Annotated in this window: 22 protein-coding genes; 19 read left to right on the top strand and 3 right to left on the bottom strand. The window is 58.2% G+C overall.

Features of this window, described 5'->3' with window-relative positions:
- Positions 1-5: 5 nt before the first annotated feature.
- The gene (locus tag KCG87_RS21890; protein ID WP_210558828.1) at positions 6-923 is read right to left on the bottom strand and encodes a putative 2-dehydropantoate 2-reductase; all 918 of its coding nucleotides are present in this window, start codon (positions 921-923) and stop codon (positions 6-8) included.
- A 140-nt stretch (positions 924-1063) separates the two neighbouring features.
- Between KCG87_RS21890 and KCG87_RS21885 the strand changes: the two genes are divergently transcribed.
- Both KCG87_RS21885 and KCG87_RS21880 read left to right on the top strand, forming a co-directional pair.
- On the top strand, positions 1064-1549 hold the full coding sequence (locus KCG87_RS21885; protein ID WP_003227548.1) for a YajQ family cyclic di-GMP-binding protein: 486 nt from the start codon (positions 1064-1066) through the stop codon (positions 1547-1549).
- Positions 1550-1700: 151 nt separating this feature from the next.
- Positions 1701-2543 (top strand): mechanosensitive ion channel family protein, encoded by an 843-nt coding sequence (locus KCG87_RS21880; protein ID WP_027612528.1) that lies wholly within the window; start codon positions 1701-1703, stop codon positions 2541-2543.
- Positions 2544-2787: 244 nt separating this feature from the next.
- Here the strand turns inward: KCG87_RS21880 and KCG87_RS21875 are convergent, their stop codons facing one another.
- Positions 2788-4146, bottom strand: a complete 1359-nt coding sequence (locus tag KCG87_RS21875) for an OprD family porin (RefSeq protein WP_098965276.1) — start codon at positions 4144-4146, stop codon at positions 2788-2790.
- An 897-nt stretch (positions 4147-5043) separates the two neighbouring features.
- On the opposite strand from KCG87_RS21875, the gene KCG87_RS21870 reads away from it, so the two are divergent.
- A complete protein-coding gene (locus tag KCG87_RS21870; protein WP_027612530.1) occupies positions 5044-5469 on the top strand; it encodes an HIT domain-containing protein in 426 nt (141 codons plus the stop codon).
- 3 nt (positions 5470-5472) lie between these two features.
- Positions 5473-5679: a SlyX family protein gene (locus KCG87_RS21865; protein WP_210558829.1), complete on the top strand. Its 207-nt coding sequence runs from the start codon at positions 5473-5475 to the stop codon at positions 5677-5679.
- A gap of 73 nt (positions 5680-5752) precedes the next feature.
- On the opposite strand, the gene KCG87_RS27585 is transcribed toward KCG87_RS21865, so the two are convergent.
- Entirely contained in the window at positions 5753-6355 is a 603-nt protein-coding gene (locus tag KCG87_RS27585; protein WP_027612531.1) for a cold-shock protein, read from the bottom strand.
- Between the two features lie 310 nt (positions 6356-6665).
- Here KCG87_RS27585 and KCG87_RS21855 point away from each other — a divergent pair, with 310 nt between their 5' ends.
- The 15 genes from KCG87_RS21855 to ybgF all read left to right on the top strand — a co-directional run bounded on the left by KCG87_RS21855 (position 6666) and on the right by ybgF (position 18754).
- Positions 6666-7136, top strand: coding sequence for a Dps family protein (locus tag KCG87_RS21855; RefSeq protein ID WP_007912745.1), 471 nt, complete (start codon positions 6666-6668; stop codon positions 7134-7136).
- 186 nt (positions 7137-7322) lie between these two features.
- Complete coding sequence (locus KCG87_RS21850) at positions 7323-7658, top strand: ribbon-helix-helix domain-containing protein (protein ID WP_027612532.1); 336 nt, start codon at positions 7323-7325, stop codon at positions 7656-7658.
- Between the two features lie 133 nt (positions 7659-7791).
- Positions 7792-8013 (top strand): zinc ribbon domain-containing protein, encoded by a 222-nt coding sequence (locus KCG87_RS21845; RefSeq protein WP_003227532.1) that lies wholly within the window; start codon positions 7792-7794, stop codon positions 8011-8013.
- Positions 8014-8113: 100 nt separating this feature from the next.
- Positions 8114-9889 (top strand): aspartate--tRNA ligase, encoded by a 1776-nt coding sequence (aspS, locus tag KCG87_RS21840; protein ID WP_003227530.1) that lies wholly within the window; start codon positions 8114-8116, stop codon positions 9887-9889.
- Between the two features lie 127 nt (positions 9890-10016).
- Complete coding sequence (locus KCG87_RS21835; protein WP_007912738.1) at positions 10017-10763, top strand: YebC/PmpR family DNA-binding transcriptional regulator; 747 nt, start codon at positions 10017-10019, stop codon at positions 10761-10763.
- 158 nt (positions 10764-10921) lie between these two features.
- The gene (gene ruvC / locus KCG87_RS21830) at positions 10922-11449 is read left to right on the top strand and encodes a crossover junction endodeoxyribonuclease RuvC (RefSeq protein WP_103303956.1); all 528 of its coding nucleotides are present in this window, start codon (positions 10922-10924) and stop codon (positions 11447-11449) included.
- A 114-nt stretch (positions 11450-11563) separates the two neighbouring features.
- Positions 11564-12172: a Holliday junction branch migration protein RuvA gene (gene ruvA, locus KCG87_RS21825; protein ID WP_003227522.1), complete on the top strand. Its 609-nt coding sequence runs from the start codon at positions 11564-11566 to the stop codon at positions 12170-12172.
- A complete protein-coding gene (gene ruvB, locus KCG87_RS21820) occupies positions 12173-13234 on the top strand; it encodes a Holliday junction branch migration DNA helicase RuvB (protein WP_003227521.1) in 1062 nt (353 codons plus the stop codon).
- A 127-nt stretch (positions 13235-13361) separates the two neighbouring features.
- Positions 13362-13829, top strand: a complete 468-nt coding sequence (gene ybgC, locus KCG87_RS21815; protein ID WP_027612533.1) for a tol-pal system-associated acyl-CoA thioesterase — start codon at positions 13362-13364, stop codon at positions 13827-13829.
- Positions 13819-14514: a protein TolQ gene (tolQ, locus tag KCG87_RS21810; protein ID WP_007912733.1), complete on the top strand. Its 696-nt coding sequence runs from the start codon at positions 13819-13821 to the stop codon at positions 14512-14514. The genes ybgC and tolQ overlap by 11 nt, the downstream gene beginning before the upstream one ends.
- Positions 14515-14537: 23 nt before the next feature.
- Complete coding sequence (tolR, locus tag KCG87_RS21805; protein WP_161794900.1) at positions 14538-14990, top strand: protein TolR; 453 nt, start codon at positions 14538-14540, stop codon at positions 14988-14990.
- Positions 14990-16066, top strand: a complete 1077-nt coding sequence (gene tolA / locus KCG87_RS21800) for a cell envelope integrity protein TolA (protein ID WP_139054324.1) — start codon at positions 14990-14992, stop codon at positions 16064-16066. Before tolR ends, tolA begins: the two co-directional genes overlap by 1 nt.
- Positions 16067-16083: 17 nt before the next feature.
- Entirely contained in the window at positions 16084-17364 is a 1281-nt protein-coding gene (gene tolB / locus KCG87_RS21795; protein WP_164747834.1) for a Tol-Pal system beta propeller repeat protein TolB, read from the top strand.
- Between the two features lie 52 nt (positions 17365-17416).
- Complete coding sequence (gene pal, locus KCG87_RS21790) at positions 17417-17914, top strand: peptidoglycan-associated lipoprotein Pal (RefSeq protein WP_003178634.1); 498 nt, start codon at positions 17417-17419, stop codon at positions 17912-17914.
- 6 nt (positions 17915-17920) lie between these two features.
- Positions 17921-18754: a tol-pal system protein YbgF gene (gene ybgF / locus KCG87_RS21785; RefSeq protein WP_097085952.1), complete on the top strand. Its 834-nt coding sequence runs from the start codon at positions 17921-17923 to the stop codon at positions 18752-18754.
- Positions 18755-18861 lie beyond the last annotated feature (107 nt).

Below are 18861 nucleotides of genomic sequence, written 5' to 3'. Positions count from 1 at the left end.
GCTGCTCAGTCGCTGGGCAATCCAAGGCTGTGCAGATGAGCGATCAGACGCTGCTGCAATTGATTGAGGTGTGGCAGGTTCAACTGGTGACGGGTGGCGACTTTGCAGGCGTGGCCCAGCAGGTAACTGATTTCGGTGCGGCGCTGGTTCGCCACGTCCTGATACATCGACGAGTAGTTGGCTGCGGTGGCGTGGATCACCCGCTCGACTTCCTGTTGCAGATTGACCGCGGCTGCCGGTTGACCGCAACGCTCCAGCAATTCGGCAAGCTCCGCACACAACGTGGCGACTTCGCATTGATGCTGCTCCAGCCCGCCGTTACGGCAATCATGGAGCACGGTCAGCGGATTGATCGCGCAATTGAGCGCCAGTTTGCGCCACAGCCGGGTGAGGATGTCAGTGCTCCATTCGTGGGGTATTTTTGCTGCGTCCAGATCGTCCAGCCAGATTGGCGCTACCGGATGGCTGGCATCGCCCAGCCAGGTAAAACCATGGCCGGCAAACACCACGCGCCAGTCGCCGTCGCGGAACGCGCCTTCGGTGCTGGAGGCGCTGATGCAGCGTGCCTGCGGAACCAACGCTGCGACCGCGTCCTGACTGCCGAGACCGTTCTGCAGCAGGATCAGCTCGGCATCTGCGCTCAGGCGCGGGGCGAGGCGGGCGACGGCGCTTTCGGCGTCATAGGCTTTGCAGGCGACCAGCAGGCGGCGGATCGGCTCCGGGTCGTCCGCCGTTTGCGCAGGGACGGCATAGGTCGTGGCTGCGCCGTGTTCGACCAGCGTCAGGCCGCCGGCCACCTGATACCTGCGCAAGCGCTCGGCATCACGCACGATCAGCCGCACCGGCAGCCCGGCCCGGGCCAGACGGGTGGCCCACAGGGTGCCGAGGCTACCGGCGCCGAGAACGTGCCAGGGGGTGGACATCAGTTTTTCACTCGGTAAGGTACTGGCATGCAAGGCTCGCCGTATCGGTGGGAAAAGACCCGTTATAATGAGCCGGATTTTAACCGCAAGCCAAGCGCGCTCCCTCCTTATCGAGCGCGCCTTTTTATTGGAGAGACTACATGCCGTCGTTCGACGTGGTATCCGAACTGGACAAACACGAGCTGACCAACGCGGTCGAGAACGCCGTGAAGGAACTCGATCGTCGCTATGACCTGAAAGGCAAGGGCAGCTTCGAGTTCAAGGAAAAGGACCTGACCGTCAACCTGACCGCTGAAGCCGGGTTCCAGCTGGAAGCGATGATCGAGATCCTGAAGCTGGCCCTGACCAAGCGCAAGATCGATGTGCAGTGCCTTGAAGTAAAAGACGCTTACGCCTCGGGCAAGCTGATGAAGCAGGACGCGATCCTCAAGGAAGGCATCGACAAGGAGCTGGCGAAGAAGATCGTCGCTCACATCAAGGACGCCAAGCTCAAGGTACAGGCCGCCATTCAGGGCGAGCAGGTGCGTGTGACCGGCAAGAAGCGTGATGACCTGCAGGAAGCCATCGCGGCCCTGCGCGCCAAGGAATTCGGCATGCCACTGCAGTTCAACAACTTCCGCGACTAAGTCCGGTCAAATGGCTGTGGGAGCGGGCTTGCTCGCGAAAGCGGTGTGTCAGGCAACTCATTGTTGAATGACACAGCGCTTTCGCGAGCAAGCCCGCTCCCACTTTTAATTTGTGTACAGCCCCGGGTAGCCGGACATCAGGAGATGGAAGATGGATTTGAATGCTGAGGTAGACAACCTGGTCAAGGCGTCCCAGGCGTGGATTCCGATGATCATGGAATACGGCAGCCGCGTGCTGCTGGCGGTGATTACCCTGGCCATTGGCTGGTGGCTGATCAACAAGGTCACGCAAAAACTCGGCGGTCTGCTGGCCCTGCGCAATGCCGACCTGGCGCTGCAAGGCTTCATCAGCAGCCTGGCGAACATCATCCTCAAGGTGCTGCTGATTGTCAGCGTCGCCTCGATGATCGGCGTGGAAACCACCTCGTTCGTGGCCGCGATTGGTGCTGCCGGCCTGGCCATCGGTCTGGCGTTGCAGGGCAGCCTGGCGAACTTCGCCGGCGGCGTGCTGATTCTGCTGTTCCGTCCGTTCCGTATCGGTGACTGGATCGAAGCGCAAGGTGTGGCGGGTACTGTCGACAGCATCCAGATTTTCCACACCGTGCTGCGTACCGGTGACAACAAGACCATCATCGTCCCGAACGGCAATCTGTCGAACGGCATCATCACCAACACCAACCGTCAGCCAACCCGCAAAGTGGTGTTTGACGTGGGTGTGGATTACGAAGCTGATCTGCAAAAGGCCCGTCAGGTGCTGCTGGATCTGGCCAAGGATGAGCGCGTATTGCAGGACCCTGCGCCACAAGCGGTCATTTCGACGTTGGGTGACAGTTCGATCACTGTTTCCCTGCGTGTGTGGGTTAAAACTGCAGACTATTGGGACGTGATGTTCATGTTTAACGAACAGTCGCGTGACCGTTTGAAAACTGCCGGTATTGATATTCCGTTTCCACAGCGGGTTATTCGAGTAGTTCAGGAATCGGCTGTTCAGTAATACCACTGATACTTGGCCTCGCGGTCAGTTAATGAGTGGACTAACCCAAGAGCTGTCCGCACTCTTGGGTTTTTTATGTCTGATCTAGATGTTCGTTGGCTAATAAGTAGCTAGCTACTATTGTTTGTACGGTCAGAAACAGGAAGGCAGGGCAAACTTGATTCATAAAAAAACCGCTCACCTGAGTCAGGTGAGCGGTTCTTGTTAGAGCAAAGCTCTACAGTACGTCAGCTGCATATCCCGATTAGAGGATGTTCAGTGGGTACTCGACGATCAGACGGGTGTCGTTGTTGTCAGACGCGTAGCCGCTGTACGCGCCGTTCGAACGGTACATGGCGTAACGCAGACGGAACGACAGATCCTTGGCTGGACCTTCCTGGATCACGTACTTGGACTCGGCGTTCCACTCGTTTTCTTTACCTTCACCCAGACCGTTGGTCTTGATGTTGTCACCCTTCACGTAGCGGGTCATGAAGCTCAGGCCAGGAACGCCATAAGTCTTCATGTTCAGGTCGTAACGAGCTTGCCAGGAGCGTTCTTCACGGCCCACGAAGTCGGAGATCTGAATGGAGTTGGCAACGAAGATGGTGCTGTTGCCGTCAACGCCATAGTAGTAGGCATTGTCGCCGCTGGAGCGCTGGTGAGCGATGGTGAACTTGTGCGCGCCGAGGCTGTAGGCTGCTGCTAGGGACCACAGTTTGTTGTCTACGCCACGGGTGTCGTTGTCAGGGGTTTCGTCGCCAATGGCGCTGACCAGGTTGCCACGCTTCTCGCCTTCGGTTTTATAACCGTTGAAGTCGAAGTTCAGCGACTGGTCTTCGGCGATAGGCAGGGTGTAGTTCAGATTGATGTATTGCTTCTTGAAGTACTGGTCGGCATCCGAAGCGGCCAATGCACCGGTGAAATTGTCGGTGAAGGCATAGCTGGCGCCGAAGATGTTGATGCTGGTCAGGCCCTTGCCACCGTTGCCGTTCTCATCAGGCAGGCCGCCGATGCTGTCGCGGCCCATGCCGGTTTGCTTGCTCAGGGCGGTGAAGCGACCTGCGCTCAGTTCCAGGCCTTTGATCTCTTTGGAAGTGATCAAGGTACCGGTAGCCACTTCTGGCAACAGACGACTGTCGTCAGTGGCGAAGACCGGGCTGGCAACGAATTGCTGACCGTATTTCAGCACAGTGTCGGAAACGCGGAATTTGACAGCGCCGCCGATCTTGCCTTGGGATTTCTCTTCGTTGCCGTCGCTATCAATCGCGAACAGGCCGTTACCACGACGACCCGAGCCACCGTCCAGCTTGACCGAACCCATGGCCATGGCGTCGAGACCGAAACCTACGGTGCCTTGAGTGAAGCCCGATTCGTAGGTCAGCAGTTGGCTGACACCGGTGTCCTGGCGATAGCCGCTTTCAAAACCCGGGGTGCCGTCTTTCTTTGCAACGTTACCGGCACCATTTTTGTAATCGCGGTTCATGTATTCCATACGAGTCTTCAGTTTCAGACTCTGGTCTTCCAGGAACCCTTTGGCGTCATCCTGCGAAGATGCCATTGCGAACTGCGAGGTGCCTGCTGCAACAGCCAGGGCGATCATGCTCCACTTCATCACGCGCATCGTGATTTGCTCCTTTGGTTTTTAGAAGAGTACTGCCGTCCCACCTGTTTTATTATCTGGGCGGCTCTTTCTTTTTGTGTCGGCGCAAACTTATATCACGCCGACAATGTTGGCGATACTTGCTAATCCAACCTTTCACCTTCTTTACGACGCTGTCGCAGATGGCTTTGTAGATGTCGCAAATTCACAGTACCGATGCAATCGGATCGACAACTTTCTCGCTGTTTTTCTAGCCTTTCGCATCGCTAAAAAAGAGTCCCTGGCAAAACACTTGAATCTCCATCGGGCAACCCTGCCACTGTTTTTGTTGGGCCTAAGGCTCCCACTTCCCGTGGTGCGCTTATAGTCCATATGGGTACGAATGCAACAAGCGTGCACAAACCGCGTTCTCTACGCGGTTATTTTTCTGAACACTCGTCACTCGCTGTAAAAACCTCATAAATACTGGGCCTCAAGCCCTTCTTTATCAGGGCTTGACGCCATCCCTCGCTTGGTGTTGTCGAGCAGGTTCGTGCGCGCGACAACGAAAAACGTTACCGGTTCACCCCGCCAGTGAGTATTCGGCGGATGCCCGACGCACTGAGCGTAGACGCGCTGTGCGGTTTTGGTGCAAAAAATTTTCCAGTTGTTCCGGATTCATACAGTTTGAGCGGGAGCAGGGGATGAACGCTTTGGGCTTTTCTGGTCATTTCATTGTGCTGCACCGCGCAGTCGGTTCCGTCATGGTGCGTGCCGCCCGAAAATGTCGCATGCAGGAGCGTTGAGCAATGTCTATCCTGGCACGCTCATCGTGAAGCCCGGCGCATTCGCAGGTATGCTGCCTGCCTGTCGCTTGGCGTCATGCCTGTCTGGATGGCCGCTAAGCTGAATTGTGTAGATCAGCCGGGAGTGCACGCAGTGTTTGCTTTAGATTCACGACTTCAACAGGACACCCTGACCATCGGCGATTTCCCGCTCTGCCGGCTGCTGCTGTCCAACGATGCCAATTACCCGTGGTTCATCCTGGTGCCTCGTCGCGACGATATCAGCGAGTTGTTTCAGTTGGATGTCGCCGACCAGCAGCAGTTGTGGCAGGAAACCACGGCGCTGGCCGAGTTGCTCAAGGACTTGTTCGATGCCGACAAGCTGAACGTCGCGACGCTGGGCAACGTTGTCAGCCAGTTGCATATGCATGTGATCGTGCGCAAGCGTGACGATGCGGCATGGCCGGCGCCGGTCTGGGGCAAACACCCGGCCAAACCCTACAGCGCCGAGCAGGTCGCGAGCATTCGTGAGCGGCTGCGTCTGGTGCTGACCGAACACTTCACGTTTCTGGAGGGGTGAACCATGAACCTTGAAGAACGCGTCACCGATCTGGAAAGCCGTCTGGCTTTTCAGGATGACACCATTCAGGCGTTGAACGACGAACTGGTGGCGCAGCAGCGGATGATCGAGCGCCTGCAGTTGCAAATGGCGGCGTTGCTCAAGCGTCAGGAGGAGATGGTCGGGCAGTTCGATTCTTTCGAGGAAGAGGCGCCACCACCGCATTACTGATGCCGACACCTTTATGCAGGCGTAAAAAAAACCGCGAGCAGCCTGGCTGTTCGCGGTTTTTTATTGCCTTGGATCAGCGACGCGGCAGGGCGGCGATCACGTCCTCGGCTTGCAGGCCTTTGTCCCGATTCATCACCGAGAACTCCACGCGCTGGCCTTCGACCAGTACGCGGTGGCCTTCGCCACGGATTGCACGAAAGTGCACGAAAATATCATCGCCGGAATCCCGGGAGATAAAGCCGAAGCCTTTGGAGGTGTTGAACCACTTGACGGTACCGGTATCGCGGTTGCTCATGTCATAGGTAGTCGGTGCGGCGGCCGGTGAAGACTTGTAGAAGCTGATGGCCAGATGCAGGACCACGGCAACCAGAGCGATCACCAGGCTGAACAACACCGCCGGTTGACCGGCGATGACTGGCATCGGTGCGATCAGGGTCAGGGTTTGCAGGACGACAGTCAGCACGAGAAGAGCGCTGACCAGATTTTGCAGATGCTGGCGCGGGCCTTTGTTCCAGTAAGGAATCACTGGAGCGATGACCAGATTCAGCAGGCCGAAAAAGGCCAGGTAAAGTGCATCGGGTTGTTGCAGGTAAGGAACGGCTTCGGATTTCAAGCTAGGTATGAACGACAGCAGCAAGGCCGCTGCGCCCATTAGCAGGTGGACGATTTTCAACATTTTGATTGGCTCACGTTATGACGGCTCACAAGGAAGAGCTGAAGGCGCACGGTTCGCTTCGAAACAATAAAGAGGCGTTGGACACGTGCCCGGCATCAGCCTATGCGCGACACCCCCGAAAAATGGGGCGTAGCGACACACTGCCTATTTAACAGCAAAGCCTGCGGCTACTCAAATTACCCCGGCCAGCGGCACGTGCCCGGTCGATTTGTCGCATGGCGAGTGAAGATTGCCGGCTGCGAGGTGGCGGCTGCCTTGCTAGAGTGGGTCTGCACCTGTTGGATGAATTCAATCGCCTTAGGGGGTAAACATGGCAATCGATATCGGTATCAGTGAAGAAGATCGCAAGTCCATCGTCGAGGGGCTGTCGCGGCTGCTGTCGGACACCTACGTGCTGTATCTGAAAACCCATAACTTCCACTGGAACGTCACAGGTCCGATGTTCAGGACCCTGCATCTGATGTTCGAAGAGCAATACAACGAGCTGGCGCTGGCGGTGGATCTGATCGCCGAGCGTATCCGCGCTCTGGGTTTTCCTGCGCCGGGTGCCTACGCGACTTACGCGCGTCTCTCCTCTATTAAAGAAGAAGTCGGGGTGCCAAGTGCCGAGGACATGATCAAGCAGTTGGTCGACGGCCAGGAAGCGGTCACTCGCACCGCTCGCGGCATCTTCCCGCTGTTGGACAAGGTCAGTGACGAGCCGACGGCCGACTTGCTGACCCAGCGCATGCAGGTGCATGAGAAGACCGCGTGGATGTTGCGCGCGTTGCTCGAGGCCTGATAGTCCGGTGCGCGGACGTCCGCAGGTGTGGATGTCCGCATACTGTTTCAAATCTTACTGAACATGTCGGCTTATCCTACGCTGCTGGGCAACTAGTCATCTGGCGCTGACTTTGCGTCTGCGTTTTTATGAAGGCACAGGATGTTGTCTTTATAAAAGCAGCGATGACAAAGGAGTGTCAGCGATATGGTAGGTGGAGACAGGCGATGCGAGCACGTCGGTTCGCAACGGGAAATGAAGGTCGATCCGTTTGTCAGCGATTTCGATTTTGAGCTGATCCGGCCGCTGGCCAGATCAGTGCGTTTGAACGGCTTTGCCACTTGCTTGAGGCTCGAGCAGGTTTACTGGAACATTCTTGGTGACATGGCCGGGCACAACGGCTGTTCGGTCAGCACGCTGCTGTCCCATGTGGACCGCGAAGTGCACCTGCGCCACGGCGGGGTGAAAAACTTCAGTGGTCTGGTACGGGTGGTGTGCGTGATGAATGGCCTGCGCGATACCCCGGCGGCCGTCATGCCCTGAACGGGCAATACTTGAAATGACGTGGCGGGCTGTGCAGTCTTACGGCTGCACAGCCCGCATTTAATGGATATAATCCCGCTCTTTCGCCGCAAAGCCCTGCGCGCGGTGGCAATCTGATCGCCGAGACACCCCCATGCCGATGTACGATTATCAATGTGCTTCCTGTGGTCATCAGTTGGAAGCCATTCAAAAGATCAGCGAGGCACCGCTGGTCGACTGCCCTGCCTGTCAGGCGCCAGAGCTCAAGAAACAGCTGTCCATGCCGGGTTTTCGCCTCAGCGGCAGCGGTTGGTACGAAACCGATTTCAAGACCGGAGCCAAGAAGAATCTGGCCGGTGGCGACAAATCTGACTAGGGTTCAGGCCCAGGTCGAACGACACGCGTGAGATTTCGCAGTGCTTGAGTGCGACGGGATCTCCACCGAATTTCGAATTACGAGAAGCGAAACCACTACCATGATGCGCAGCCATTATTGCGGCCAACTGAACGAAAGCCTGGAAGGCCAGGAAATTACCCTTTGCGGATGGGTTCACCGTCGTCGCGACCACGGCGGGGTGATTTTCCTCGATATCCGTGATCGTGATGGTCTGGCTCAGGTGGTGTTCGATCCGGATCGCGCCGAGAGCTTCGCCGCCGCCGATCGCGTGCGCAGCGAATACGTCGTGAAGATCACCGGCAAGGTGCGTCTGCGTCCGGCCGGTGCGACCAACGCCAACATGGCGTCGGGCATGATCGAAGTGCTGGGCTACGAGCTGGAAGTGCTGAACGAGTCGGAAACCCCGCCGTTCCCGCTCAACGAATACTCCGACGTCGGCGAAGAAACCCGCCTGCGCTACCGCTTCCTGGACCTGCGTCGTCCGGAAATGGCCGAGAAGCTGCGTCTGCGTTCGCGCATGACCACCAGCATCCGTCGCTTCCTCGACGAGAACGGCTTCCTCGACGTGGAAACGCCGATCCTCACCCGCGCGACCCCGGAAGGCGCCCGCGACTACCTGGTGCCGAGCCGTACTCACGCCGGTTCGTTCTTCGCGCTGCCGCAATCGCCTCAGCTGTTCAAGCAACTGCTGATGGTTGCCGGTTTCGACCGTTACTACCAGATTGCCAAGTGCTTCCGCGACGAAGACCTGCGTGCCGACCGTCAGCCTGAGTTCACTCAGATCGACATCGAGACCAGCTTCCTCGACGAAAAAGACATCATGGGCCTGACCGAAGGCATGATCCGCAACCTGTTCAAGGAAGTGCTGGATCTGGAATTCGGCGAATTCCCGCACATGACCTTTGAAGAAGCCATGCGCCGTTACGGTTCCGACAAGCCGGACCTGCGTAACCCGCTGGAACTGGTCGACGTTGCCGATCAACTCAAAGAAGTCGAATTCAAGGTGTTCAGCGGCCCGGCCAACGATCCGAAATGCCGTATCGCTGCACTGCGCGTTCCAGGCGGGGCGAGCATGCCGCGCAAGCAGATCGACGACTACACCAAGTTCGTCGGCATCTACGGTGCCAAGGGCCTGGCGTACATCAAGGTCAACGAGCGCGCTGCCGGTGTTGAAGGTCTGCAATCGCCGATCGTGAAAAACATCCCTGAAGCCAACCTGAACGTGATCCTCGATCGCGTCGGTGCGGTTGACGGCGACATCGTGTTCTTCGGTGCCGACAAGGCCAAGATCGTCAGCGAAGCCCTGGGCGCGCTGCGTATCAAGCTCGGTCACGACCTCGACCTGCTGACCTGCAAGTGGGCGCCAATGTGGGTCGTCGACTTCCCGATGTTCGAAGAAAACGACGACGGCAGCTTCTCGGCGCTGCACCACCCGTTCACCGCGCCGAAGTGCTCCCCAGAAGAGCTGGAAGCCAATCCGGCCGGCGCTCTGTCCCGCGCCTACGACATGGTGCTCAACGGCACCGAGCTGGGTGGCGGTTCGATCCGTATCCATCGCAAGGAAATGCAACAAGCGGTGTTCCGTCTGCTGGGTATCAATGAGGCGGAACAGGAAGAGAAATTCGGCTTCCTGCTTGACGCGCTGAAGTACGGTGCACCGCCGCACGGTGGTCTGGCTTTCGGTCTGGACCGTCTGGTGATGCTGATGACCGGCGCCCAGTCGATCCGTGAAGTGATCGCCTTCCCGAAAACCCAGAGCGCTGCGGACGTCATGACGCAAGCCCCGGGTGTGGTAGATGCCAAGGCACTGCGCGAGCTGCACATTCGTTTGCGCGAAACGCCAAAGGCTGAGTAAGACGGGCCTGAAGGCGCATCTTCGGATGCGCCTTTTTTCTTTCTATAGAGAGCAGGTCGAGATTTTTTGTTGGCTGGCCGCTGCGTGAGCAGGGCGGGCAACGTTTCAAGAGAATTCGGAGCGAGTTATGGCAGGTCATTCCAAGTGGGCGAACATCAAGCACCGCAAAGAACGTCAGGATGCCAAGAGAGGCAAGATCTTCACCAAGTGGATCCGTGAGCTGACCGTTGCGGCGCGTCAGGGCGGCGGCGACCCGGGTTCCAACCCGCGTCTGCGCCTGGCCCTGGACAAGGCCCTCAGTGCGAACATGAGCCGCGACATCATCGACCGCGCCGTTGCGCGTGGCGCCGGTGCGACCGAAGCGGACAACGTTGAAGAGCTGACCTATGAAGGTTACGGCCCGGGCGGCGTGGCGGTGATGGTCGAGTGCATGACCGACAACCGCAACCGTACCGCAGCTGCCGTGCGCCATGCGTTCAGCAAATGTGGCGGCAACCTTGGTACCGACGGTTCGGTTGCGTATCTGTTCGAGCGCAAGGGGCAGATCAGCTTTGCCCCGGGCGTCGATGAAGACGCGCTGACCGAAGCGGCGCTGGAAGCGGATGCCGACGACGTGGTCAGCCATGAAGACGGCTCGATCGACGTGTTCACCTCGTTCACCAGCTTCTACGCGGTGCGTAACGCGCTGGAAGCGGCCGGGTTCAAGGGTGACGACGCAGAAATCGTCATGCAGCCGACCACCAGTGCCGAACTGGATCTGGAGGGCGCGGAGAAGGTGCTCAAGCTGATCGACATGCTCGAGGATCTGGATGACGTGCAGAACGTCTACTCCAACGCGGACATTCCGGAAGATGTGGCCGCTCAGCTCGGTTAAGAGCGACTAGGCTTCAATGTGGGAGCGGGCTTGCTCGCGAAGGCGGCGTATCAGCAAGCATCAATGCTGAATGACACACCGCCTTCGCGAGCAAGCCCGCTCCCACATTGGTTATTCGCTGTTTTGAATTTCTTGTTTTTACCGACTCCGCAGGCGTTATGACTTTAATTCTGGGTATCGACCCCGGCTCGCGCATCACCGGTTACGGGGTTGTTCGCGATACAGGCCGCGGCGGCTGCATCTACGTGGCGTCGGGCTGCATCCGTACCGGCGCCGGCGAGCTGCATGAGCGGCTGCAAATCGTTTATCGCGGCGTGCGTGAAATCATTCAGACCTATGGCCCGGTGACCATGGGCATCGAAAAAGTGTTCATGGCGAAAAACGCCGACTCGGCGCTCAAACTTGGGCAGGCTCGTGGCGCGGCGATTGTGGCTGGCGCTGAAGAGTGCCTGGAGATTGCCGAGTACACCGCCACCCAGGTCAAGCAAGCTGTGGTCGGCACCGGCGCCGCCAATAAAGAACAGGTGCAGATGATGGTCATGCACATGCTCAAGCTGACCAGCAAACCGCAGATCGATGCCTCGGATGCCCTGGCCATCGCGATTTGTCACGCGCACACCCGTTCCAGCCTGCTGCCGCATGGCCTGGGAACCGCACGCAGTCGTGGCGGGCGCCTGCGTCTCTGATAGCATCAGCAATCATTTTTGCGGAATGCGGATTTCGCGCCTGGGTCGTCGGCCCGATTCCCGCCTTCCATCTGTCGCCAGCCCACGGCTGGCCAACGCTCAAGGATCTGAAACGTGATTGGACGCTTGCGCGGCACCCTGGCTGAGAAACAGCCGCCGCACCTGATTCTGGATGTAAACGGCCTCGGGTATGAGCTGGAAGTGCCCATGACCACCCTTTATCGTCTGCCGTCGGTCGGTGAACCGCTGACGCTGCACACCCATTTGGTCGTACGCGAAGACGCGCAGTTACTCTATGGTTTCGCCGGCAAGCGTGAGCGAGACTTTTTTCGCGAGTTGATCCGTCTCAATGGTGTCGGGCCGAAACTGGCCTTGGCCTTGATGTCGAGCCTGGAAGTCGATGAACTGATTCGCTGCGTGCAATCCCAGGATACCTCGGCGCTGACCAAGGTCCCGGGGGTCGGCAAGAAAACCGCTGAGCGCCTGCTGGTTGAACTGAAGGATCGCTTCAAGGCCTGGGAAACCTCGCCGGCCATGTTCGCCCTGGTGCCGAATCAGCCGGACGGCCCGGCGCCGGTCAACACCGCTGAAAACGATGCGGTCAGTGCGCTGATTTCCCTGGGCTACAAGCCGCAGGAAGCGAGCAAGGCGATTACCGCCATCAAGGACAAGAATTTGAGCAGTGAAGACCTGATCCGCCGCGCCCTGAAGGGAATGATTTAAGTGATTGAAGCTGATCGTCTGATCGCCGCCGCGCACAGCCCGCGCGAGCGCGAAGAAGTCCAGGATCGGGCCATTCGCCCGGTCAGTCTGGCCGACTATATTGGCCAGCCGACCGTGCGCGAGCAGATGGAACTGTTCATCCAGGCGGCGCGTGGTCGCAGTGAGTCACTGGATCACACGCTGATCTTCGGCCCGCCGGGTCTGGGTAAAACCACGCTGGCCAACATCATTGCCCAGGAAATGGGCGTGTCGATCAAGAGCACGTCCGGTCCGGTGCTTGAGCGTCCGGGAGATTTGGCGGCACTGCTGACCAATCTGGAACCGCACGACGTGTTGTTCATCGACGAAATCCATCGTCTGTCGCCCATCGTTGAAGAAGTGCTGTACCCGGCGATGGAAGATTTCCAGCTCGACATCATGATCGGCGAAGGGCCGGCGGCGCGCTCGATCAAGCTTGATCTGCCACCGTTCACCCTGGTGGGCGCCACCACCCGTGCCGGCATGCTGACCAACCCATTGCGTGACCGCTTCGGTATCGTCCAGCGTCTTGAGTTCTACAGCACAGCGGATCTGGCGACGATTGTCAGTCGGTCTGCGGCTATTCTCGGTCTGCCACTGGATCCGGAGGGTTCTTTCGAAATCGCTCGTCGTGCCCGTGGTACGCCGCGAATCGCCAATCGTCTACTGCGTCGGGTGCGCGATTTTGCCGAAGTGCGCGCCAAGGGCCATATCACCAAGTCGGTGGCCGATCTGGCGTTGAACCTGCTGGACGTCGATGAACACGGTTTCGACCATCAGGACCGGCGCCTGCTGCTGACCATGATCGAGAAGTTCGATGGCGGCCCGGTGGGTATCGACAGTCTGGCGGCGGCGATCAGTGAAGAGCGCCATACCATCGAAGATGTGCTGGAGCCGTACCTGATTCAACAGGGTTACATCATGCGTACGCCACGGGGCAGGGTGGTGACACGGCATGCGTACCTGCATTTCGGTTTAAACATTCCGTCACGAATGGGTGAAATGCCCGTGGCAGACGAGTTTCTCGATGCCTTGGACGATTGATACACATTTATTGGCGATTTATTCAGCGTTTGTACTGTCACAGGACGGTACTTTTGCGGTAAAGCCTTAAACACTGAAAAAACAGTTGCCTGGCCGGATTGGCAACCCGAGGAGTAAGCACTAGAGTATGCGCGCGCAAAACGGGCTTGAGCCGTTCGCACATCGTTGTCGCGTTTATTACGAGGACACCGATGCGGGCGGCATCGTGTATTACGTTAATTACCTCAAGTTTATGGAACGGGCTCGAACCGAGCGGCTCCGGACGCTGGGCTTTGCCCAGTCGGAACTGGCCGGGGAGGACCTGTTGTTTGTCGTGCATTCCAGCGAAGCGCGCTACCACGCGCCGGCGCGACTGGACGACGAACTGCTGGTAAGCGCTGATGTAATCGAATTGAACCGTGCCAGCCTGCGCTTTAAACAGCAGGTCAGGCGGGCCACGGATAATGTGCTGCTCTGTGAAGGGCAGTTTCTGGTGGCCTGCGTGCGCACCGACAGTTTGAAACCCCGGGCCATGCCCGAATCCTTGCGTGCGGCCTTTGCCGACGCGGGCGGCACGGGTACACACTCAAAGCAGGAGATAAAGCGTGGAAGCTAACGTCGTCGACCATTCCTCCATGTGGAGCCTGGTCAGCAATGCCAGCATCGTGGTGCAGTTGGTAATGTTGACCCTGGTGGCCGCATCGGTGACCTCATGGATCATGATCTTTCAGCGCAGCAATCTGTTGCGCGCCGGTCGACGCGCCCTGGAGAGCTTCGAAGAGCGCTTCTGGTCGGGTATCGATCTGTCCAAGCTGTACCGTCAGGCCGGCAGCAACCCGGATCCGGATTCGGGTGTGGAGCAGATCTTCCGTGCCGGTTTCAAGGAGTTCTCCCGTCTGCGTCAGCAGCCAGGCGTCGATCCGGAAGCGGTGATGGAAGGTGTGGCCCGTGCCATGCGCGTTGCCATCTCCCGTGAGGAAGAGAAGCTGGAGCAGAGCCTGCCGTTTCTCGCCACCGTTGGTTCGGTCAGCCCGTACATCGGTCTGTTCGGTACCGTGTGGGGCATCATGAACTCCTTCCGCGGTCTGGCCAGCGCCCAGCAGGCGACCCTGGCCACCGTGGCCCCGGGTATCGCCGAAGCCCTGATCGCCACCGCGATCGGCCTGTTCGCCGCGATCCCGGCCGTTATCGCTTACAACCGTTTCTCTGCCCGCAGCGAAACCTTGCTGAGCCGCTACTACACCTTCGCCGATGAGTTCCAGGCGATCCTGCACCGCAAAGTGCACACCAGCGAAGAATAAGCAGGTATTTCCCGATGGCTTTAATCGCTCGAGCCCGAAACAAGCGCAAGCCGGTCGCCGAGATGAACGTGGTGCCATACATCGACGTGATGCTGGTGCTGCTGGTTATCTTCATGGTGACCGCGCCGATGCTCAATCAGGGCGTGAAAGTGGATCTGCCCAAGGTTTCCAGCGAAGCCTTGCCGCAGGACAACAACACTCAGGTGCTGACCATTTCGATCAAGGCTGACAAGACCTACTACTGGAACCTTGGCAGCGAAGTCGATACCGAAAAGCAGCAGGACAGGGCAATGACCCTGCCGCAGATGACTGACGCGGTGACCAAGATCATTCGCGCCGGCACCGAAGGCGGCAAGCGTACCCAGGTCTTTATCCGAGGCGACAAGTCGGTCGACTACGGCGCCGTGATGGGTGCCATGGGCGGGTTGCAGAAAGCCGGGGTCGGTAATGTTGGTTTGATTACCGAGGCCCCCTGATGCAGCAACAGCGAGAGCCGTCCGCCTCGGAAAGCTACTTCTGGCCAAGTGTTCTGGCGATTGTCCTGCACGTGCTGGTGTTCGGCATGCTGTTCGTCAGTTTCGCCTTCACACCCGAGTTGCCGCCGGCCAAGCCGATTGTCCAGGCGACCCTGTACCAACTGAAATCGAAAAGTCAGGCAACCACCCAGACCAATCAGAAGATTGCGGGTGAGGCGAAGAAATCCGCCGCGCGCCAGACCGAAGTCGAGCAGATGGAGCAGAAAAAGGTCGAGCAGGAAGCGGTGAAGGCTGCGGAACAAAAGAAAGAAGAAGCGGCTCAAAAGGCCGAGGAAGCCAAGAAGGCCGATCAGGCGAAGAAAGCGGACGAGGCGAAAAAGGCTGATGAAGCCAAGAAAGCCGACGATGCGAAGAAAGCCGAGGCCAAGAAGGCAGAAGAGAAACAATTGGCTGATATAGCCAAGAAGAAAGCCGAAGAAGAAGCCAAGAAGGCGGCTGAAGAAGAGGCCAAGAAAGCGGCCGCTGAAGAAGCCAAGAAGAAGATCGTCGAAGACGCGAAGAAGAAAGCCGCCGAAGACGCCAAGAAAAAAGCTGAGGCTGAAGAGGCGAAGAAGAAAGTCGCCGACGAAGCGAAGAAGAAAGCTGCTGCCGATGCTGCGAAGAAAAAATCGCAGGAAGCGGCACGTAAATCCGCCGAAGAGAAAAAGGCTCAGGCCCTGGCAGATTTGCTTTCCGATACGCCGCAGCGTGAGCAGGCCATGGCCGATGAACAGGGTGACGAAGTCGCGGGCAGTTTCGATGACCTGATTCGTGCGCGGGCAGCGGAAGGTTGGGCGCGTCCGCCTTCGGCACGCAAAGGCATGACGGTCGTGCTGCAAATCGGCATGTTGCCGGACGGTACGGTGACTTCGGTCAGCGTCGCCAAGTCCAGTGGCGATGGTCCGTTCGATGCGTCGGCAGTTGCGGCAGTGAAGAATATTGGACGTTTGACAGAAATGCAGGGAATGAAGCCGAGCGATTTCGCTCCGTATCGTTCATTCAAGATGACATTCACACCTGAGGATCTAGCCTTGTGAGAAACCTTCTTCGAGGAATGCTGGTCGTGATCTGCTGCATGGCAGGGATCGCGATGGCTGATGAAAAGAACATTCTGGTCACCAGCGGCAGCGATCGGGCCACCCCGATCGCCGTCGTACCGTTCGGTATGCAGGGCGGTGCCGTGCTGCCGGACGACATGGCCGAAATCATTGGTAACGATTTGCGGAACTCGGGCTACTACTCGCCGATTCCAAAGCAAAACATGATCAGCCAGCCAAGCCAGCCGAGCGAAATCATCTTCCGTGACTGGAAGGCGGTGGGTGCTCAATACATGATGGTCGGCAGCATTGCTCCTGCGGGCGGTCGTCTGCAGGTGCAATGGGCACTGTTCAACGTGGCCACCGAGCAGAAAGTGGCTGACGGCAGTGTTTCCGGTACCACCGAGCAACTGCGTGACATGGCGCACTTCATCTCTGACCAGTCGTTCGAAAAACTCACCGGCATCAAAGGTGCGTTTTCGACCCGTCTGCTGTACGTGACAGCCGAGCGTTTCTCCGAGAAGAACACTCGCTACACCCTGCAGCGTTCGGACTACGACGGTGCCCGTGCCGTGACTCTGCTGCAATCGCGCGAGCCGATCCTGTCGCCGCGTTTCGCACCGGATGGCAAGCGCATCGCCTACGTGTCGTTCGAGCAGAAGCGTCCACGGATCTTCATGCAGAACATCGACACCGGTCGCCGTGAGCAGATCACCAACTTCGAAGGCCTGAACGGCGCACCAGCCTGGTCGCCAGATGGCAATCGCCTGGCTTTCGTACTGTCGAAAGACGGCAACCCGGATATCTATGTGATGAACCTGGGTTCGCGTCAGATCACTCGCGTGACGGCAGGCCCTGGCATCAACACCGAACCGTACTGGGGCAAGGATGGTTCGACCATCTACTTCACCTCGGACCGTGGCGGCAAGCCGCAGATCTACAAAACCAGCGCCAGCGGCGGTGGTGCCGAGCGTGTGACCTTCATTGGCAACTACAACGCCAACCCGAAGCTGTCGGCTGATGAAAAGACGCTGGTGATGATTCATCGCCAGGATGGTTTCACCAATTTCAAGGTGGCGGCCCAGGATTTGCAGCGAGGTAGTGTAAAGATCCTCACTGATAGCACTCTGGACGAGTCACCTACTGTTGCGCCCAACGGCACCATGGTAATCTACGCCACCCGCCAGCAGGGCCGGGGAGTCTTGATGCTCGTGTCCATTAATGGACGCGTGAGGCTCCCGCTTCCTACCGCACAAGGCGAAGTCAGAGAACCGTCCTGGTCCCCTTACCTGAACTGACGCGGCGCTTTACGTTTTACTTAACACACTGGGGTTCATTAGGAGTTTCACGATGGAAATGCTGAAGTTTGGTAAATTTGCTGCGCTGGCTCTGGCCATGGCTGTAGCTGTAGGTTGCTCGTCCAAAGGCGGCGACAACGCCGGTGAAGGCGCTGTTGATCCAAACGCTGGTTACGGCGCAAACACTGGTGCCGTTGACGGTTCCCTGAGCGAAGAAGCTGCTCTGCGCGCAATCACCACCTTCTACTTCGAATACGACAGCTCGGACCTGAAGCCAGAAGCCATGCGCGCTCTGGACGTTCACGCCAAAGACCTGAAAGCAAACGGCGCTCGCGTTGTTCTGGAAGGCAACACCGACGAACGTGGTACTCGTGAGTACAACATGGCACTGGGCGAGCGTCGTGCGAAAGCCGTTCAGCGCTACCTGGTACTGCAAGGTGTTTCCCCAGCTCAGCTGGAACTGGTTTCCTACGGCGAAGAGCGTCCAGTTGCTACCGGCAACGACGAGCAGTCCTGGGCTCAAAACCGTCGCGTCGAACTGCGTAAGTAATTCGATATGCGAACGTGCCGTCGTGCTGTAACTGTTCTGGCTCTCAGCCTCGCGCCGCTTGCGGCGTGGGCTGCGGTTCCTGTGGTCGATGACAACTCCGGTTATAACAATAGCGGGAGCAGTTATCCGCCTGCGGGTTACGGTACGAACGGCGCCTATGCCGGGGGAGCGGCTTCGGCCCCTGCCTCGGCACAGGGCATGCTGTTCAACCAACTGCAACAGATGCAGGATCAGATATCGCGCCAGCAAGGTGTGATCGAAGAACTGCAGAATCAGGTTGCGCGCATGAAACAGGAATCCCTGGAGCGATACCAGGATCTTGATCGGCGCATAGGATCCGGTGTTGCACCTGCCGCGACTCCTGAGAATTCTTCTGCCGGTGGCGATGCAAGTGCTGCTGCCGGTGCTGCCGCTGGCGCCGGGGCTGCTGCCCAGGCACCTGCTGCAAGTAGCGAACCGGGTGATCCGGCCAAGGAAAAGCTGTATTACGATGCCGCTTTCGACCTGATCAAAGCCAAGGATTTCGACAAGGCCAGCCAGGCTTTCTCGGCATTCCTGCGCAAATACCCGAACAGCCAATACGCGGGCAATGCCCAGTACTGGTTGGGCGAAGTGAACCTGGCCAAGGGCGATCTGCAAGGTGCAGGTCAGGCTTTCGCCAAGGTGTCGCAGCTCTATCCCAAGCACGCCAAAGTGCCGGATTCGCTGTACAAGCTGGCTGATGTAGAGCGCCGCCTCGGTCACACCGACAAGGTCAAAGGCATTCTGCAACAGGTGGTTTCCCAATACCCGGGGACCTCCGCTGCTCAGTTGGCCCAACGCGATCTGCAACGCATGTAAGTGTGTTTGACCCGTTTGGAAGAAACCCGCGCTTGTCGCGGGTTTTTTCGTTAGAATTCACGCCCTTTTTCTGAAACACGCTTCTGGTGATCTACGCGTTGGCGGGG

This window comes from Pseudomonas sp. MWU347 (genome assembly GCF_017947305.1).
GTDB lineage: Bacteria > Pseudomonadota > Gammaproteobacteria > Pseudomonadales > Pseudomonadaceae > Aquipseudomonas > Aquipseudomonas putida_A.
This window is presented reverse-complemented; position numbering and strand designations above follow the sequence as displayed.

Coding starts and splice junctions, on each gene's coding strand:
- KCG87_RS21890 (WP_210558828.1), bottom strand. CDS start 923: ATGTCCACCCCCTGGCACGTTCTCGGCGCCGGTAGCCTCGGCACCCTG.
- KCG87_RS21885 (WP_003227548.1), top strand. CDS start 1,064: ATGCCGTCGTTCGACGTGGTATCCGAACTGGACAAACACGAGCTGACC.
- KCG87_RS21880 (WP_027612528.1), top strand. CDS start 1,701: ATGGATTTGAATGCTGAGGTAGACAACCTGGTCAAGGCGTCCCAGGCG.
- KCG87_RS21875 (WP_098965276.1), bottom strand. CDS start 4,146: ATGCGCGTGATGAAGTGGAGCATGATCGCCCTGGCTGTTGCAGCAGGC.
- KCG87_RS21865 (WP_210558829.1), top strand. CDS start 5,473: ATGAACCTTGAAGAACGCGTCACCGATCTGGAAAGCCGTCTGGCTTTT.
- KCG87_RS27585 (WP_027612531.1), bottom strand. CDS start 6,355: ATGTTGAAAATCGTCCACCTGCTAATGGGCGCAGCGGCCTTGCTGCTG.
- KCG87_RS21855 (WP_007912745.1), top strand. CDS start 6,666: ATGGCAATCGATATCGGTATCAGTGAAGAAGATCGCAAGTCCATCGTC.
- KCG87_RS21850 (WP_027612532.1), top strand. CDS start 7,323: ATGGTAGGTGGAGACAGGCGATGCGAGCACGTCGGTTCGCAACGGGAA.
- KCG87_RS21845 (WP_003227532.1), top strand. CDS start 7,792: ATGCCGATGTACGATTATCAATGTGCTTCCTGTGGTCATCAGTTGGAA.
- aspS (WP_003227530.1), top strand. CDS start 8,114: ATGATGCGCAGCCATTATTGCGGCCAACTGAACGAAAGCCTGGAAGGC.
- KCG87_RS21835 (WP_007912738.1), top strand. CDS start 10,017: ATGGCAGGTCATTCCAAGTGGGCGAACATCAAGCACCGCAAAGAACGT.
- ruvC (WP_103303956.1), top strand. CDS start 10,922: ATGACTTTAATTCTGGGTATCGACCCCGGCTCGCGCATCACCGGTTAC.
- ybgC (WP_027612533.1), top strand. CDS start 13,362: ATGCGCGCGCAAAACGGGCTTGAGCCGTTCGCACATCGTTGTCGCGTT.
- tolA (WP_139054324.1), top strand. CDS start 14,990: ATGCAGCAACAGCGAGAGCCGTCCGCCTCGGAAAGCTACTTCTGGCCA.
- tolB (WP_164747834.1), top strand. CDS start 16,084: ATGCTGGTCGTGATCTGCTGCATGGCAGGGATCGCGATGGCTGATGAA.
- pal (WP_003178634.1), top strand. CDS start 17,417: ATGGAAATGCTGAAGTTTGGTAAATTTGCTGCGCTGGCTCTGGCCATG.
- ybgF (WP_097085952.1), top strand. CDS start 17,921: ATGCGAACGTGCCGTCGTGCTGTAACTGTTCTGGCTCTCAGCCTCGCG.